This is a genomic window from Neobacillus drentensis (assembly GCF_021560175.1).
GTDB lineage: Bacteria > Bacillota > Bacilli > Bacillales > Cytobacillaceae > Neobacillus > Neobacillus drentensis_A.
In genome coordinates this window covers 5,150,057-5,165,513 of the sequence record NZ_CP091110.1, presented here as the reverse complement: position 1 = coordinate 5,165,513, position 15,457 = coordinate 5,150,057, and the positions used below count along the sequence as shown (strand labels likewise).

Here is a 15,457-nt window from a genome sequence, read left to right as displayed (position 1 = left end):
GATGTTAGGTGCAATTGAAGCAGGGGGTACCAAGTTTGTTTGTGCAGTCGGGGATGAAACAGGGAAAATCATTGACCGAATACAAATCCCTACTACGGTACCTGAAGAAACGATGACAGGAGTCATTCAATTTTTTAAAAAATATCCGGTCAAAGCTATTGGAATTGGTTCTTTCGGACCTATTGATGTGAACACAGATAGTCCGACATATGGCTTTATTACCTCTACACCTAAACTAGCTTGGAAGGACTTCCCTTTTGTGCAAACGATAAAGGAGACATTCTCAGTCCCAGTTGGTTTTAATACGGATGTAAATGCTGCCGCTTTAGGTGAAGCAACCTTTGGGGCTGCTAAAGGCTTGGATAGTTGTTTATATATCACAATTGGTACAGGCATCGGAGCAGGGGCAAGGGTACAAGGGAAATTACTTCAAGGCCTGTCCCATCCTGAAATGGGGCATATTTTGGTAAGACGCCATCAGAATGATTCTTATCAAGGGAAATGCCCATATCATAAAGATTGCTTTGAAGGCCTTGCAGCAGGCCCTGGAATAGAAGAACGCTGGGGTGAAAAGGGAATTAACTTAGTAGAACGTGAGGAAGTATGGGAGCTAGAAGGGTATTACATTGCTCAAGCGCTTATGCAATATATTTTGATTCTTTCACCGAAAAAGATCATTCTTGGCGGCGGCGTCATGAATCAAAAACAAGTATTTACTTATGTCTATAAGTATTTGCCTGAATTAGTTAATCAATATGTGTCCTTACCAGAGCTTTCCGATTATATTGTTAGTCCTGGTTTAGGAGACAATGCTGGGATTACAGGTTCCCTCTTGCTCGCTTATCAAGAGTTAAAAAAAGAAAATCAACTATAATAGGGAGAACACATTATGCAGCCATTATTTCTAAAACCGGTATTTAAAGAGCGAATCTGGGGAGGAACTGCCTTAAAAGACGAGTTTGGTTATTCCATTCCATCTGATAAGACAGGGGAATGCTGGGCTATTTCAGCACATCCTAATGGACCTTCTATCATTGAAAATGGTCCTTTTGCTGGTGTAACGCTGGACAAGCTTTGGAAGGAACATCCAGAGCTTTTCGGAAACCCGACAGAAGAAGTTTTTCCTTTATTAACGAAAATATTAGATGCGAATATGGATTTATCTGTTCAAGTTCATCCGGATGATGCTTATGCCAAAGTGAATGAAAATGGAGAACTAGGGAAGACGGAATGCTGGTATATCATTGATTGTAAAGAAGATGCCGATATGATATTTGGTCATAATGCTAAAACTAAAGAGGAATTAATTGCTCAGGTTAACGATGGAAATTGGAATGAATTGCTTCGTAGAGTGAAAATCAAACCGGGAGACTTTTTCTATGTGCCAAGTGGAACCATTCATGCCTTATGTGAAGGAACTCTTGTATTAGAAACACAGCAAAGCTCTGATACAACCTACCGAGTGTATGATTATGACCGTGAAGATGACCAGGGAAATCTACGGGAACTGCATTTAGATAAAGCCATTGATGTAACCACTGTACCGCACCAGGTAACTGGAAGTAAACCTTCTGTAGGGGTAAAAGAAAATGTGGAAATTACCACATTTGTAGAATCAGATTTTTTCTCTGTTTATAAGTGGGAGGTAAGTGGTAAATCCACCTTTTTATTAAATGATCAATACAGCCTTTTCAGCGTGCTCAAAGGGGAGGGCTCATTGATTCATAAGGGAGAAAAGTATTCTCTTCATAAAGGAACACATTTTATTATTCCTGCAGGACTAGGAGAGTTTGTCCTTGATGGTGAATGTCAACTGATTGTTTCTCACCCATAATAGGAGGGGGAAAAGGGCAAATGTTAAAGCAATCCGATGTATTACTTTTCATTGGTGATAGTATTACAGAGTCTGGAAGATTCGAAGATGCTGAAGAAATCGGCTTTGGATATGTCAGGCTTATTCGTGATTATTTAGCCATAAATCTTCCAAATCAGCTCCCCCGAGTTGTAAACAAAGGAATAAGTGGAAATCACATAACTGATTTAGTTACTAGATGGGATCGAGATGTAATTGGGATTAATCCTGACTTTGTTTCTATCTCGATTGGTATCAATGATGTGTGGCGACGTCTGGATCATCCCGAAAAGGAACTCGTTTTTCCGGACCGTTACGAGGGAATCTACCGAAATTTACTAAACGAAGTCAAAATGAAAACAAAGGCAAAATTAATCTTAATGGAGCCATCCATTCATGGAGAAGTAGTTGAATCTCCGGGAAACAAAATGCTAATTCCTTATGTAGAAGTAGTCCGAAAACTTGCGAAGGAATATAACGCTATTTTAGTAGAGACCCATCAAGTTTTTATTGACTATTTAAACCAGGATTCTCCTCAAAGGCTAACCAGTGATGGTGTCCACATGAATTCGATTGGGAATATGCTGATGGCTAAAGCTTGGATAAAATCTTTTAAAAACGCACATCTAAAATGATGTAGCGTTTTTTTTTTTTTTTTTTTTTTTTTTTTGTGCGCCGGCATTGGTGAAGTCTACAGGGTGGAAGTCCAGAGCTACGAAGGCAGTAGTTAGTGGTTAGCTACACTCTTCCATTTATTTTTTAAACTAAAAATCAACTAATCGATTACCTATAAAAAATAGATATAAAGAACTAGATTATCGTGTAATTTCTCTGCTTTTATAGGGAAATACTACAGTATTTTACATTTTGTCAGAATTATATAGACAGTTAGTTGGAAGTGAATATATAATTTTATTGTATTATTTTTCTATAAATTAAGTTATTATAAAGTAAATCTTACTTTAATTAAGGTTACTTGTTGGTTAAAAATTCACTATTAAACCTTGTGGTGAATTGAAAGGGCTTACGAGAGGACAAGATTAAAAGCACCCAGTAGGGAAGGGCTGACTTGGACAAATATTTTCATATTTGTATAAACCAAATTTAAGGAGGGAAACAAGTGGAAAGAGGTAAAACTCAAAAATCAATTTGCAGTAAAATGAAAAAACTTATGGTCACAGCAAGTGTTTCGGCATTAACAATGTCATTATTTTTTTCTGAGTAATTTGGTGAATTCATAGTTTAAATAGAAGAAACTCCAGTAGTTTCTTCTATTTAAATTAGTTTAGTAGATGTGTGTACAAAAATGAAAAGGAGATTAAAGGATGAAGGAATTAAGAAAAAGTGTTTCCTTGCTTTTATCGGTACTATTGCTATTTACCTTAGCAATTCCGGTGTTTGCAAAGGAAGAGACCGAAATAACTAATAAAAAACATGCTGCCTCACCGATTGATTTAGTAGACCGAAAAGCAACTGACAAAACCAAGTCTCTCTTCACTTACTTACAAAATGTTCGTGGTAATGCCGTATTGTTTGGGCATCAGCACGCCACTACAGAAGGGGCGACCATCACAACGCAGGATGGCACCCAATCAGATGTAAAAAATGCTGTTGGCGATTTTCCTGCTTTATATGGCTGGGATACACTTAGTCTTGAAGGGAAAGAAAAGCCAGGGCAATGGGGAGGAACTGAACAGGCAAACAAAGATGCCCTCATTAAGGTTATGAAGAAAGCTTATGATCGCGGGGGAGTACTAACTTTAAGTTCGCATATGCCTAACTTTGTTACTGGCGGCAGTTTTTATGATACCACTGGGAATGTTGTATCACATATTTTACCTGGTGGAGATAAAAATGAGGAATTTAATCACTTCCTGGACATGATTGCTGATTTTGCTCACAACTTAAAGGATGATCAGGGGAATACCATCCCAGTCATATTTCGTCCCTTCCATGAAAATAACGGAAGCTGGTTCTGGTGGGGAGCGGCTTTCACTACTCCTGCTCAATATAAGGAATTGTACCGTTACACCGTTGAATATTTAAGAGATAAGAAAGATGTCCGCAACTTTTTATATGCGTTTTCACCGGGAAGTCCGTTTAATAATGACGAGTCAAAGTACTTGCTTACTTGTCCAGGGGATGACTACGTAGATATTCTTGGCTTTGATACCTATAATAATGGCGAAGGTACTGATTTATGGCTAAAACAAGTGGTTCAGGACGCCAGCTTAATCTCAAAAATTGCCGATGTAAAAGGGAAAGTTGCTGCTTTTACTGAATTTGGTTATAGCAACATGAAGGTAACTGGAAACAATGATACACAATGGTTTACAAGATTACTAAACGCACTGAAGTCGGATCCGGATGCCAAAAGAATGGCTTATATGCTGACTTGGGCAAACTTCTCACCGGAAGGGGCATTTACTCCATTTAAGAATCAACAGACATATGGAGACCACGAGCTGCTGCCTGACTTTATTAATTATTATAAGGACAGCTACACAGCCTTCAATAGTGATATTCAAGGTGTATATGATTTTAAGATAAATACAACGAAGGAAAAAGGATTTATTCACACGGCTTCTCCTACAGATAAAGAAACAATTAAAACAGAAAGCACAACAATTCGTGTTCGAGCGGTCAATCAGCCAGTTTCAAAAGTGGTTTACTCGGTTGAGGGGATCTCTGGTGAGCATGAGCTTACTTACAATTCTGATGTAAACTATTATACGGCTGACTGGAGACCTCTTCCAAGCCAGAATGGGAAAAGTGTCGTATTAAATGTAAAAGCCTATTTAGGAAACCGCGTAGTTTATGAGGAACCGATTACGGTCAAAGTAGAAGCAAAAGACATCTTAGTTAAGTCTTACGATTTTGATTCATCTATTGCAGGTGTAGAATCACTAGGAACTTATCCGGATTCGATTTCCATGTCAATTGAGCATAGTAAATGGCTGGACCATGGAGCGATTAAACTAAATGTTAATATTCCTGATGAAAAGCAATCATGGCAGGAATTGAAACTCAAACTCAATCAGCTAGATCTTCATGAAGTAAATAAGTTAAATTATGATGTATATCTTCCTGTAAGTGGTAATGAAAATGCCTCGATCCAGGGAATTGCCAATGTTCCTCCGAACTGGAGCGACAAATACGGAATGGATCAGGCCAAGACTCTTTCAAGCCTAGAGAAAGTAACCGTTGGTGATACAGTTTATGGGAAGTACACAGCTGCGATTGATTTAAGCCCTTCTAAAGAACTTGCTTCTTCAAGCGGGTTAGCATTTTCTATTGTTACAAGCAATCTCAAATACAATGGCCCTATATATATAGATAATGTTCAGCTTTTAAATAGTTATGTAGAGTCTGTCCAGGATCCACTCGTAATCGACAGCTTTGATACTTATAACGGAAATAACTCGAAGCTTGAAGCGAAGTATACGATTGCTTCCCAAGGAGATCCTGTGAAAGTCTCTCTTGATAGCACTCACAAATCCTCTGGTGACTTTGGGTTAAAGTATGAATATAATCTTGGAGGTTCCGGCTATGGCGGTGTCACTAAGATGCTGGGCGGTGTTGATTGGTCTGGTCAGAACACCTTAAAGTTCTGGTATACGCCAGATGGTCATGACCAAAAGCTTGTTATTCAGGTTAAAGCAAACGATATTGCTTTTGAAGCGTACTCTACGCTTGCTGGAACTGAACCGCAATTGATTGAGATTCCATTCAGCGAGTTCACGGTGGCGTCATGGGATACGTCTCATGCCGGTTCAAAATTAGATGCCATTAACACAAAGAAAGTTCAAGAATTCTCCATTTATGTAAATGCGAAACAACCAGGAACACAATTGTCGAGTGTGCTTTATTTCGACGATATTTGTGTAACAAATAATTAAGTGAATGACAAAAGGCCCCGGATTTTTTATGCGGGCCTTTAGTTATAATGTCTGAAAAACTAATATGGCTGCTTTTCGTAAAAGTCATACTATAAGTTAATTGCCTAGTTTATCAAGAGGAGGAACTAAAACATGGTTAAAAATAGCCTTGAAACAAGCAATATAAACACGATGAATCTGTCATTACAGAGTTGGGCTTTTAGGCAAAAGGATGAACAGGAATGGCTGCCGGCCCAGGTTCCTGGCTGCGTACACACGGATTTACTACGGAATAAAAAAATAGATGAACCTTTTGTTGGAACAAATGAGCTTAATCTGCAATGGATTGATAAAAAGGATTGGGAATATCAGACAAGCTTTAGTGTTCCTGAAAGCTTACTAGATTCTTCGCATTTGCAGCTCACTTTTGAAGGGCTAGATACCTACGCAACCGTCTATTTGAATAATGAAAAAATCCTTGAGGCGGATAATATGTTCCGAGGATGGAAAGCCGATGTAAGTTCTCTTGTGAAAAAACAGGCTAACCAATTACACATTTACTTTCGTTCCCCAATAAACGAGGACCTTCCAAAGCTTAAAAGGTTAGGGTATGGTTTGCCAGCAGCTAATGACCACTCTGAGGATGGAGGATTGGGTGATCAAAGAATTAGTGTTTTTGCGAGAAAGGCACCATATCATTACGGCTGGGATTGGGGGCCGAGATTTGTAACAAGCGGTATTTGGAAAAACATCTATCTTGAAGGCTGGTCAGAGTGCAGGGTGACCGATTTGTTCATCCGTCAAAATTCAGTTTCCTCCACTTTAGCAAGTATCACAGGGAAGGTGGAAGTTGAAGCTGACGGAGAATGGGAGGGTACATTACAGCTCAGTGCAGATGGAATGATTGTTGAGAAGACTGTGCAAATAAGTAACGGAATCAATGAACTGGATATTAATATGGATATTTGCTATCCAAAATTATGGTGGAGCAGGGGACTTGGTGACCAGTATTTATACGAGTTTACCGCTGTTCTTTTTAAAGATGGAGAGATTGTGGCTGAAAAAACAGTTAAATCCGGCCTGCGGTCAGCCAGGTTGATCACGGAAAAAGATGATCGGGGAACCAGTTTTTATATTGAGTTAAACGGTGTTCCGGTTTTTGCCAAGGGTGCAAACCATATTCCAAATGATAGTTTTGTAACAGAAGTAACCTATGAGCGCTATAAGCATGAAATTGTTAGCGCCGTTGAATCCAATATGAACATGCTTCGTATTTGGGGCGGCGGTATTTATGAATATGATACATTCTATCAATTATGTGATGAGTATGGGATTTTAGTATGGCAGGATTTCATGTTTGCTTGCAGTATGTATCCCGGAGATGAGGCTTTCCTTTTAAATGTGAAAATGGAAGCGATTGATAACATTAAAAGATTAAGAAACCATCCTTCGGTTGTTTTATGGTGCGGTAATAATGAGATAGATTCTGCCTGGTCCCATTATAATGAGAATGCGGGCTGGGGATGGAAGCAGCAGTATCAACCGGAAATTCGTGAAAAGATCTGGAATGACTACGAAAAGGTTTTTCATGAGATTCTTCCTGAAGCGGTGAAGCAATTATCACCAGATATCGACTACTGGCCATCTTCCCCATTAACAGCCTTAACGGGGGATAGCAGCCAACATGCTTCAGGTGGTTCCACAAGTGGAGACATCCATTATTGGGATGTTTGGCATGGTTTAAAGCCGTTTGAGGATTATGAACATAACATCGGCCGTTTCATGAGTGAGTATGGCTTCCAATCTTTTCCGGAATTAAAAACAGTCCGGACATTTGCAGAAGAAAAGGACTTGGCCATCTATACCGAGGTGATGTTGAATCATCAAAAAAATAACCGCGGTAACCAAATTATTAACGAATATATGGAGAAATACAGCCCAGAGCCTAAGGATTTTCCATCCTTCTTGTATATGAGCCAAATCCTGCAGGCGGAAGGGATCAAACGTGCCATTGAAGCTCATCGCAGCAATAAGCCATACTGCATGGGCACCTTGTATTGGCAAATGAATGATTGCTGGCCGGTTGCCTCGTGGTCAAGCATGGATTATTACGGCAGATGGAAGGCACTACATTATTATACGAAACGGAGCTTCCAGGATGTTATGATTTCATTTGTGGAAAAAGGTGAAACTCTTGAAGTTTATGCTGTTAATGATTTACTTAAAGTCCTAACCGGCACGTTAATACTGAAGCTGGTTGATTTTGATGGTCAAGTACTATCAGAAGTATCACAACCGGTTCAGATCCAAGCAACTTCCATTCTGTTGGCAATAGAACTAAAGACGGAAGAGCTATTAAAAGGACATAATCCTAAAAACGTGGTGCTTCTTGCTGAACTAGAAGAGAATGGAAGTATCCTGGATGTGAAGGAACATTATTTTGTCACAACAAAAGAGCTGGAATTAAAGAAACCGGAAATTGTCATCACGGAAGTAGAAGGCAGTAATGGAGCCGAATTGATTCTGTCAACCAATGTACTGGCAAAGCAAGTCAAACTATCCAGCGAAACGGAAGGCATCTTTACAGATAATTATTTTGATTTAGTTCCAGGTGTTCCAAGAAGAGTATGCTTCAGGTCACGAGTGAACGATTATAATATGGAATGCCCGGAAAAACTCGAGGTTTCTTCTATCGTCGATTATATGAGATATTAGTTGGCTTCAAAGGATTAATGCTTAATAAGAAAAGTAATTTTTAACATATAAAAGCTTCAGCCAGCAAAGAAGAGACCCATGATCGATTCATGGGCCTCCTCTTTTATATGGAACTTACTCTATTACTTCATTCTGTTTAACTTCCAGATGTGAATCCAGGCGCTTACTCACCTTTGTAAAAACGATTTGGGATAACCAATAAATGATATATGCACCGAGACTGCCGATAAATAACATGGATAAAGGGAAGATATAAAGTACCAAAGCGATTAAAAGGATTACAATAAAGATAAGCAGTGAAAAAGGGAAATAAACAATCGATAGAAAGATAGTGCTCTTCACCATATTCCGTATGCTCGTTTTAAACTGAACGATAGATGAAAAAAGAAAGGTTGACCCCATCATAAAGAAAAATCCCAAGAAAATTAAAATCGGTGAAATGAAAGTTTTTAAAAAGCCTAATTTTAAAGAGATCGTATAGTCTAAAAATAGAAAGGAAGCCAGAAATACCCATATTAATTGAATTATAAAACTTTGTTTAAAATTCTCTTTGAAACAACGTACAAATGTCGGGAAGACGCTAGAGTCTTTATGAATAATCCATTGTCTGACTACTCCAAACATGGCAGCGGTTGCAGGAAAAATCGTAAGGATAGGCAAACAAAATAAAAGCCATAGCACATTCAGAAGAAATATGTTGGAAATGAAAACAAGGATGGAGTAAAACCTGCTGTCAATAAATTTCAATTCGTTCACCTAATTTCTAATTAGTCTATTATAACTTAAAAATACCATAATTTACTTTAATATAAAAGGTTATATAAACACTAGGACGGCAAGTATTTCTTTAATTTTTCTAAAAGCAACCGATCAATTTTTTTTAACTCCATGCATGGCTGGTTCCCGATTGGGAAATGGGCGATGGTGCGATTACATAGCGGGCAATTCCCAGATTCTTTAAAGCGATGCAGGATGTTTAAAGGGGTGGGCGGAGTGGTTTTTGCAACCATAAAATTATACAGCATTCCTTGGATTGTAAAGTGAATATCAAAACCTCTATAACTGCTAACCTCAATCATTCTAATATTCTCCAACGTTAGACCATTTAGGATTATATTTTCCATATTAATATCACTACTTTCCTTAATACATTTATTTAGTATTATACCATAATCGAATTGACCATTCTAATAATCATGTTTATAATTAAGTTATCGGTAAGGTAATTAAAAAAAGGATAGAATTAAATTAACTGGCATTTTTCAGGGGGTAATTAGTAGTGAAATTCGACATGCCTTTACATGAATTAAAGGAATACAAGGGAATTAATCCGAAACCAAAGGACTTTGATGAGTTTTGGGATAAGGGGCTCCAAGAGTTAAGCGAACAACCGATGGATTATGAATTAATCCCTGCAAACTTTACTAGTAGAGTAGCAGACTGCTATGATCTCTATTTTACAGGGGTTGGCGGAGCAAGAATTCATTGTCAGCTCGTGAGGCCGAAGAATCAAGTTGGACAGGGTCCAGGACTTGTTTGGTTCCATGGCTACCATGTAAGCAGTGGGGAATGGGTGGATAAGATTGGCTATGCAGCTGAAGGTTTTACAATCTTAGCGATGGATTGTCGTGGACAGGGTGGGTTATCAGTAGATAATAACCAGGTAAGAGGAACAACCCTAAAGGGGCATATTATCCGCGGAATTGAAGAAGAAAATCCTGAAAAGCTTTATTATCGAAATGTTTTCTTAGATACGATACAAGCTGCCAGAATACTATTTTCTATGGAACATGTGGATGCTGACAGAGTAGGGGTCTATGGGGCTTCACAAGGTGGGGCTTTATCTATTGTTTGCTCTGCTTTAGAGCCTAGAATCAAGAAAACAGTAGCAGTGTACCCTTTCCTATCAGATTATAGAAGGGCATGGGATTTAGATATCTCCAATTCTGCTTATGAGGAGATACACTATTATTTCAAGTTTATTGACCCAAATCATGAACGAGAAGAGGAAGTTTTTAATAAGCTTGGGTATATTGATATTCAACATCTTGCAGATCGAGTAAAATCACAAGTTTTATGGGCTGTTGGTATGGAGGATAATATTTGTCCGCCGTCAACCCAGTTTGCTGCCTATAATAAAATTCAATCACCTAAACAAATCATGGTTTTTTATGAATATGGACATGAACACCTTCGTACCTTTAGTGATAAAGTCCACTCGTATTTTTCTGAGCTTTTAGATAAATAAAGTTTATGATCAGATGGAACCGTTCCTTGATGGAAGTTTTGTTACTCCCTAAAAAGGAGGGTTCTTTCTGTTTTCTAAAAAAAGAGGTATATTTGTAATTAATATTCTATTTACTATTACCATAATAAAAAGTTATTCTAAAGTAAATGAACTATGTAAAATGCGAATCGGAGGAATTTTTGTGAAAAGCAATGTTACAATGCGTGACATAGCAGAAAAATTAGGAGTCAGCAGTGTTACCATTTCGAAGGCGCTTAATGATAAAGAAGGAGTTAGTGAAGAACTAAAACAGAAAATAAAAGTGGTCGCAGAAGAAATGGGTTATCGATTTAATACTCATGCAAAGTCTATGAAAGAAGGATTATCCTATAATTTGGGGATTGTTATACACGAACGTTTTTCTGGCACTACTACTTCATTTTATCTGCAATTTTATCAATTATTATCAAGGGTCCTGGAAAGCTACCATTATTCAGGAATCCTGCACATATTAAGTCATGATGATGAGAATCAGCTTGTCTTGCCAAGAATTTACACCGAGAAAAAGGTAGATGGTCTTATTTTTCTTGGTCAAGTAAATAAGCATTATGTAGAAGAAATTCAAAAAATAGATATTCCAGCTGTCTTTTTGGACTTTTATACAGATCAAAACGAAATTGATTCGGTATTGACGGACAATTTCTATGGAATGTATGAAGTTACAAATTATTTAATCCGTAATGGTCATAGGGAAATCGCTTTTGTCGGGGATGTTCATGCAACCAGCAGTATCCAAGACCGATTCCTTGGGTATTATAAATCACTGCTAGAGCATCGAATTGACCTTAAAAATGAATATATCATTAAAGATAGAGATGAACGTGGATCTTATATCGACATTGAATTTCCTAAAGATATGCCTACAGCTTTTGTATGTAATAATGATGAGGTGGCCTATAACCTTATTAACGAGCTGCAAAAGAGAGGTATAAATGTACCGGAGGATTGTTCGGTCGTAGGTTTTGATAATTCGATCTTTGCTACCTTAACTGAACCTTCTTTAACCACGGTTGCAGTTGATATCGAAGAAATGTCAAAGGTTTCGGTTAAGTTTATCATGGAAAAGTTAAAAAATCCCAATAAAAAATACGGCAGAACATTTGTAAAGGGAAACATTATTTACAGAGGTTCAGTCAAAAATATAGCAAAATAAAACAAGGCATCTGCCTTGTTTTATTTTGTTTAAATGATGGAAACGCTATTGGCAATCTGTTCTTCTTGACGCTGTAAGTAATGAAACAATGCACCAAGTAGATTCGCATCATTTTTGAAATGACATATTTCAATGACTGGACGTACCTTTGCAATCTCAATGGAATCTAAGATAATGTCAAGCTTTTCATTAATTCTTTCAATTAAATCAGTCCGGCTGCTTATTGCGCCGCCGAGAATGACTTTCTCGGGATCATATACATACTGAATATTGTAGATGCCCTGTGCCAAATAAAGATAGAATTTCTCAATCGAATCTATACAGTCTTGATCACCAGCTTCAGCTGCTTCGAAAATCATTTTACCGTTTAATTCTGATGCTGCAACACCTTTTACTTTCGCCACATCTTTCACTAGGGCACCTGTTGCTGCTACATGGCTCCAGGTGCGAAAAGTATACTGGCCATTATCATTTTCAACGTTTACAACCATATAGCCAATTTCTCCGCCATGCAAATTGGCCCCTTTATGGATTTTCCGATCTTTTATGACAGCTCCGCCTATTCCAGTTCCAATAATCGTAAACATCACATTTTGATTATCTTTTGCAGCACCTTTCCACACTTCCCCTAGTGCAGCACTGTTCGCATCATTTTCAATTTCAACTGGTAAGCCTGTAGACCCGCCAAAAATTTCTTTGAAATTTGGCCCATGTATACAGGGAAGAGCACTTGCGCCGCCTATGATCCCTGTCTCACTATCAACTCCGCCAGGACAGCTAAATGCAAGCCCAGTAACATTGTATTTTTCTTTATTTTCCAATGTAACTGAAACAATGTCAGAATGAAATTTGTCAAAATCATACGGGGATGATGGAAAATCGCCCTTGGTTAGGAAGTCTCCATTTTCATTTATGACCGCATATTTAACGTTTGTTCCTCCAACATCAAATACCATGTAGTTTCTCATTGATTGCTCTCTCCTTATTCCAAACGATAGTTTAGTTTATGCATTGGCCTCTTTTAATAGGAAAAGTTTAGAAGAGAAATCACCTGATTTTTCTCGGCTCCAGTACTCACCAGCACGATCGGTATAATCTTCAGCCAGGACAATTCCAATATTCATTAGTTCATCACCGTAGTGTGTTGTGTCTTTTCCTTCAATTGCGTAAAGTTTACTAGGATCCAGTCCCTTTAATTTAATACGATAGTATTTGTCATTTGGTTTTGCTAAAACTTTGTAATAACCGACCATCGCTTCCTTTTTGTCTTGTGATACCACCATCCAGGAAACTTCATTGGATTCAAATGGATTTAGTAAGCGATAAAAATGACCATTCCGAACAAGCTGCCTTTTTTCCTTGAAAAATGAGGTTTGTGCCTGTACTTTAGTCTTGTCTTCTTCACTTAGTTTGGTAATGTCAAGCTCATATCCAAAGGTACCAAAATAAGCAACATTTGCTCTAGTTTCCATTGATGTTATTCTGCTTACTTGATGGTTTGGTACAGCAGAAATATGGCTGCCTATTGAGCTTAGTGGATAAACCATTGATGTTCCGTATTGGATTTTTAATCTCTCAACTGCGTCTGTGTCATCACTTGCCCAAGCCTGTGGAGCATAATAGAGTAAGCCTGGATCAAAGCGGGCACCGCCGCCTGCACAAGACTCAAACAGGATTTCTGGATATTTCTCTATTAGTCTCTCGTATAGTTTGTATACACCAAGGATATAGCGATGGGCTACCTCTCCTTGCTGATCGTAATCTAAGCTTTGTGAATAGGTTTCCGTCATATAGCGGTTCATATCCCACTTGATATAAGATATCTTTGATTTTTCTAAGATAGTATCCATTAAAGAAAAGATATGATCGACGACCTCTTCTCTAGAAAAGTCTAAAATAAACTGGTTACGTCCATGGGATGGCCGGCGGTTCGGTGTCGCAATAATCCACTCAGGGTGTTCTTTAAACAGCTTTGTATCCTTGCAAACCATTTCAGGTTCAAACCAAAGTCCGAATTTCATACCTAAGGCATCAATCTTTTCAGATAACCCTTGAATCCCATTTGGCAGTTTGTCTCTATCCTCAAACCAATCTCCTAGAGAACTTGTATCATCATTTCGTTTCCCAAACCAGCCATCATCTAAAACGAATAGTTCAATTCCGAGATCTCTAGCTGTTTTTGCGATGGATAAGATTTTTTCTTCATTAAAATGAAAATAAGTAGCTTCCCAGTTGTTAATTAAAATTGGGCGTTCCTTATCACGCCAATATCCCCGGGCTAAACGTGTTCGATATAAATCATGGTAGGTTTGACTCATTCCGTTCAACCCTTCGTTTGAATAGACCATCACGCATTCAGGGGTTTGGAAGGTTTGGTTTGGTTTTAGTTTCCACCTAAATTGGAACGGGTTAATACCCATGGTTACACGGGTGACACTATAGGTATCAACCTCGACCTGTCCTAAGAAATTACCGCTATAAACAAGACTGAATCCATATACTTCCCCTGTATGTTCAGATGTGTCTAATCTTTTTAAGGCTAAAAAGGGATTATGTGCATGGCTGCTTGCTCCTCTTGCACTATAGATGGATTGGATTCCTTTAGATAATGGTTGAACCTCGACATGCGCTTCACGTGCCCATGCTCCGTAAAGATGCAGCATTTCAAATTGATCATCTGGAAAATCGACACTCGTACTCATAGCGTTGTTTATATAGAAGGAATCTTTCCCTTCATTTACAAATCTAGCATTCCTGCAAATCACATTCCGCTCAGAAAAAATGGTATAACTTAAAATTAATTTACTTTGTAAAACTTCATCTATTAAAGTAACTTCTAATGTTTCGGCTTCCGTGTTGTCTTCCGAATAGGTTGCTGGTAAGTTAACGAGGGCAGGCTTACCCGGAATAATTTGATAACTTTCATATTGATAGTTCGTAATATGACTGCCGATACTACTTGTAATCATGTGGGCAGGCTGCCGATAGTCCGTTGTTCCAAAGCTTGGATATTCTTGCTTTATATGTTCAAGTGATGATGTATGATCACCTTCAAACATATTGCAAGAAGGACGTATCTCTCTTTCAATTAAGTGTTTAAATGATTCACGGTGTTGTATTTTCTGACCAAAATACAAATGTTCTAATTGGATGCTCTTTTCGAGCACTCTAAAAATGTAACTAACTTGATTGTTAAATAAATGAAATTCTCTAGTTTCTGTATTTACCTTAATTGTCAATTTTTTCACCTCTATAAAATAATGTACTAAAGAACTTTAAAGGAATTAAGTTATGGAGTCCCTTACACTTTGTGACAAAACCTAAATAAATCAAGCTTAACCTTGGCATATTACTTGTCTGTTAGTTAAAATTTTAGCAATTTAATGAATCTATTACAATGTATTTTTTAAAAAAATAAGGTAATCGATTAGTTATTTGTAAACATTAATAACTTTGGGTAATAAATAAACTTTTCTTATTTACTAAGGAAGATATTGATCTAGTAATTCAATTGTTGAAATGTTTAATATCTAAGGCTGAATTTAATAGAAAGTTGAAAAGGAATGTGAGAT

Annotated in this window: 11 protein-coding genes and 1 pseudogene; 7 read left to right on the top strand and 5 right to left on the bottom strand. The window is 37.8% G+C overall.

Going from position 1 to position 15,457, the window contains the following annotated elements:
* Window position 1: 1 nt before the first annotated feature.
* The 5 genes from L1999_RS24555 to L1999_RS24535 all read left to right on the top strand — a co-directional run bounded on the left by L1999_RS24555 (window position 2) and on the right by L1999_RS24535 (window position 8,445).
* Window positions 2-874 carry an ROK family protein gene (locus tag L1999_RS24555; protein WP_235740915.1) on the top strand — a complete coding sequence of 291 codons (873 nt, stop codon included), beginning with the start codon at window positions 2-4 and terminating at the stop codon, window positions 872-874.
* Window positions 875-886: 12 nt separating this feature from the next.
* Window positions 887-1,834: a mannose-6-phosphate isomerase, class I gene (manA, locus tag L1999_RS24550; RefSeq protein WP_235744457.1), complete on the top strand. Its 948-nt coding sequence runs from the start codon at window positions 887-889 to the stop codon at window positions 1,832-1,834.
* Window positions 1,835-1,854: 20 nt separating this feature from the next.
* Entirely contained in the window at window positions 1,855-2,487 is a 633-nt protein-coding gene (locus L1999_RS24545) for an SGNH/GDSL hydrolase family protein (protein ID WP_235740914.1), read from the top strand.
* 690 nt (window positions 2,488-3,177) lie between these two features.
* A complete protein-coding gene (locus L1999_RS24540; protein WP_235740913.1) occupies window positions 3,178-5,751 on the top strand; it encodes a glycosyl hydrolase in 2,574 nt (857 codons plus the stop codon).
* 132 nt (window positions 5,752-5,883) lie between these two features.
* The gene (locus L1999_RS24535; RefSeq protein WP_430539989.1) at window positions 5,884-8,445 is read left to right on the top strand and encodes a beta-mannosidase; all 2,562 of its coding nucleotides are present in this window, start codon (window positions 5,884-5,886) and stop codon (window positions 8,443-8,445) included.
* Window positions 8,446-8,559: 114 nt separating this feature from the next.
* Here the strand turns inward: L1999_RS24535 and L1999_RS24530 are convergent, their stop codons facing one another.
* The 3 genes and pseudogenes from L1999_RS24530 to L1999_RS24525 all read right to left on the bottom strand — a co-directional run bounded on the left by L1999_RS24530 (window position 8,560) and on the right by L1999_RS24525 (window position 9,524).
* Entirely contained in the window at window positions 8,560-8,850 is a 291-nt protein-coding gene (locus L1999_RS24530) for a hypothetical protein (protein WP_235740912.1), read from the bottom strand.
* Window positions 8,851-8,934: 84 nt separating this feature from the next.
* Window positions 8,935-9,201 (bottom strand): annotated as a pseudogene (locus L1999_RS29920) (DUF624 domain-containing protein); the annotation flags it as partial.
* Between the two features lie 71 nt (window positions 9,202-9,272).
* On the bottom strand, window positions 9,273-9,524 hold the full coding sequence (locus tag L1999_RS24525) for a hypothetical protein (protein ID WP_235740911.1): 252 nt from the start codon (window positions 9,522-9,524) through the stop codon (window positions 9,273-9,275).
* Window positions 9,525-9,724: 200 nt separating this feature from the next.
* On the opposite strand from L1999_RS24525, the gene L1999_RS24520 reads away from it, so the two are divergent.
* Complete coding sequence (locus L1999_RS24520) at window positions 9,725-10,693, top strand: acetylxylan esterase (protein WP_235740910.1); 969 nt, start codon at window positions 9,725-9,727, stop codon at window positions 10,691-10,693.
* Window positions 10,694-10,874: 181 nt separating this feature from the next.
* Window positions 10,875-11,885: a LacI family DNA-binding transcriptional regulator gene (locus tag L1999_RS24515; RefSeq protein ID WP_235740909.1), complete on the top strand. Its 1,011-nt coding sequence runs from the start codon at window positions 10,875-10,877 to the stop codon at window positions 11,883-11,885.
* Window positions 11,886-11,914: 29 nt separating this feature from the next.
* Here the strand turns inward: L1999_RS24515 and L1999_RS24510 are convergent, their stop codons facing one another.
* Both L1999_RS24510 and L1999_RS24505 read right to left on the bottom strand, forming a co-directional pair.
* Window positions 11,915-12,853 (bottom strand): ROK family protein, encoded by a 939-nt coding sequence (locus L1999_RS24510; protein ID WP_235740908.1) that lies wholly within the window; start codon window positions 12,851-12,853, stop codon window positions 11,915-11,917.
* A gap of 36 nt (window positions 12,854-12,889) precedes the next feature.
* Window positions 12,890-15,124 carry an alpha-galactosidase gene (locus L1999_RS24505; protein WP_235740907.1) on the bottom strand — a complete coding sequence of 745 codons (2,235 nt, stop codon included), beginning with the start codon at window positions 15,122-15,124 and terminating at the stop codon, window positions 12,890-12,892.
* Window positions 15,125-15,457 lie beyond the last annotated feature (333 nt).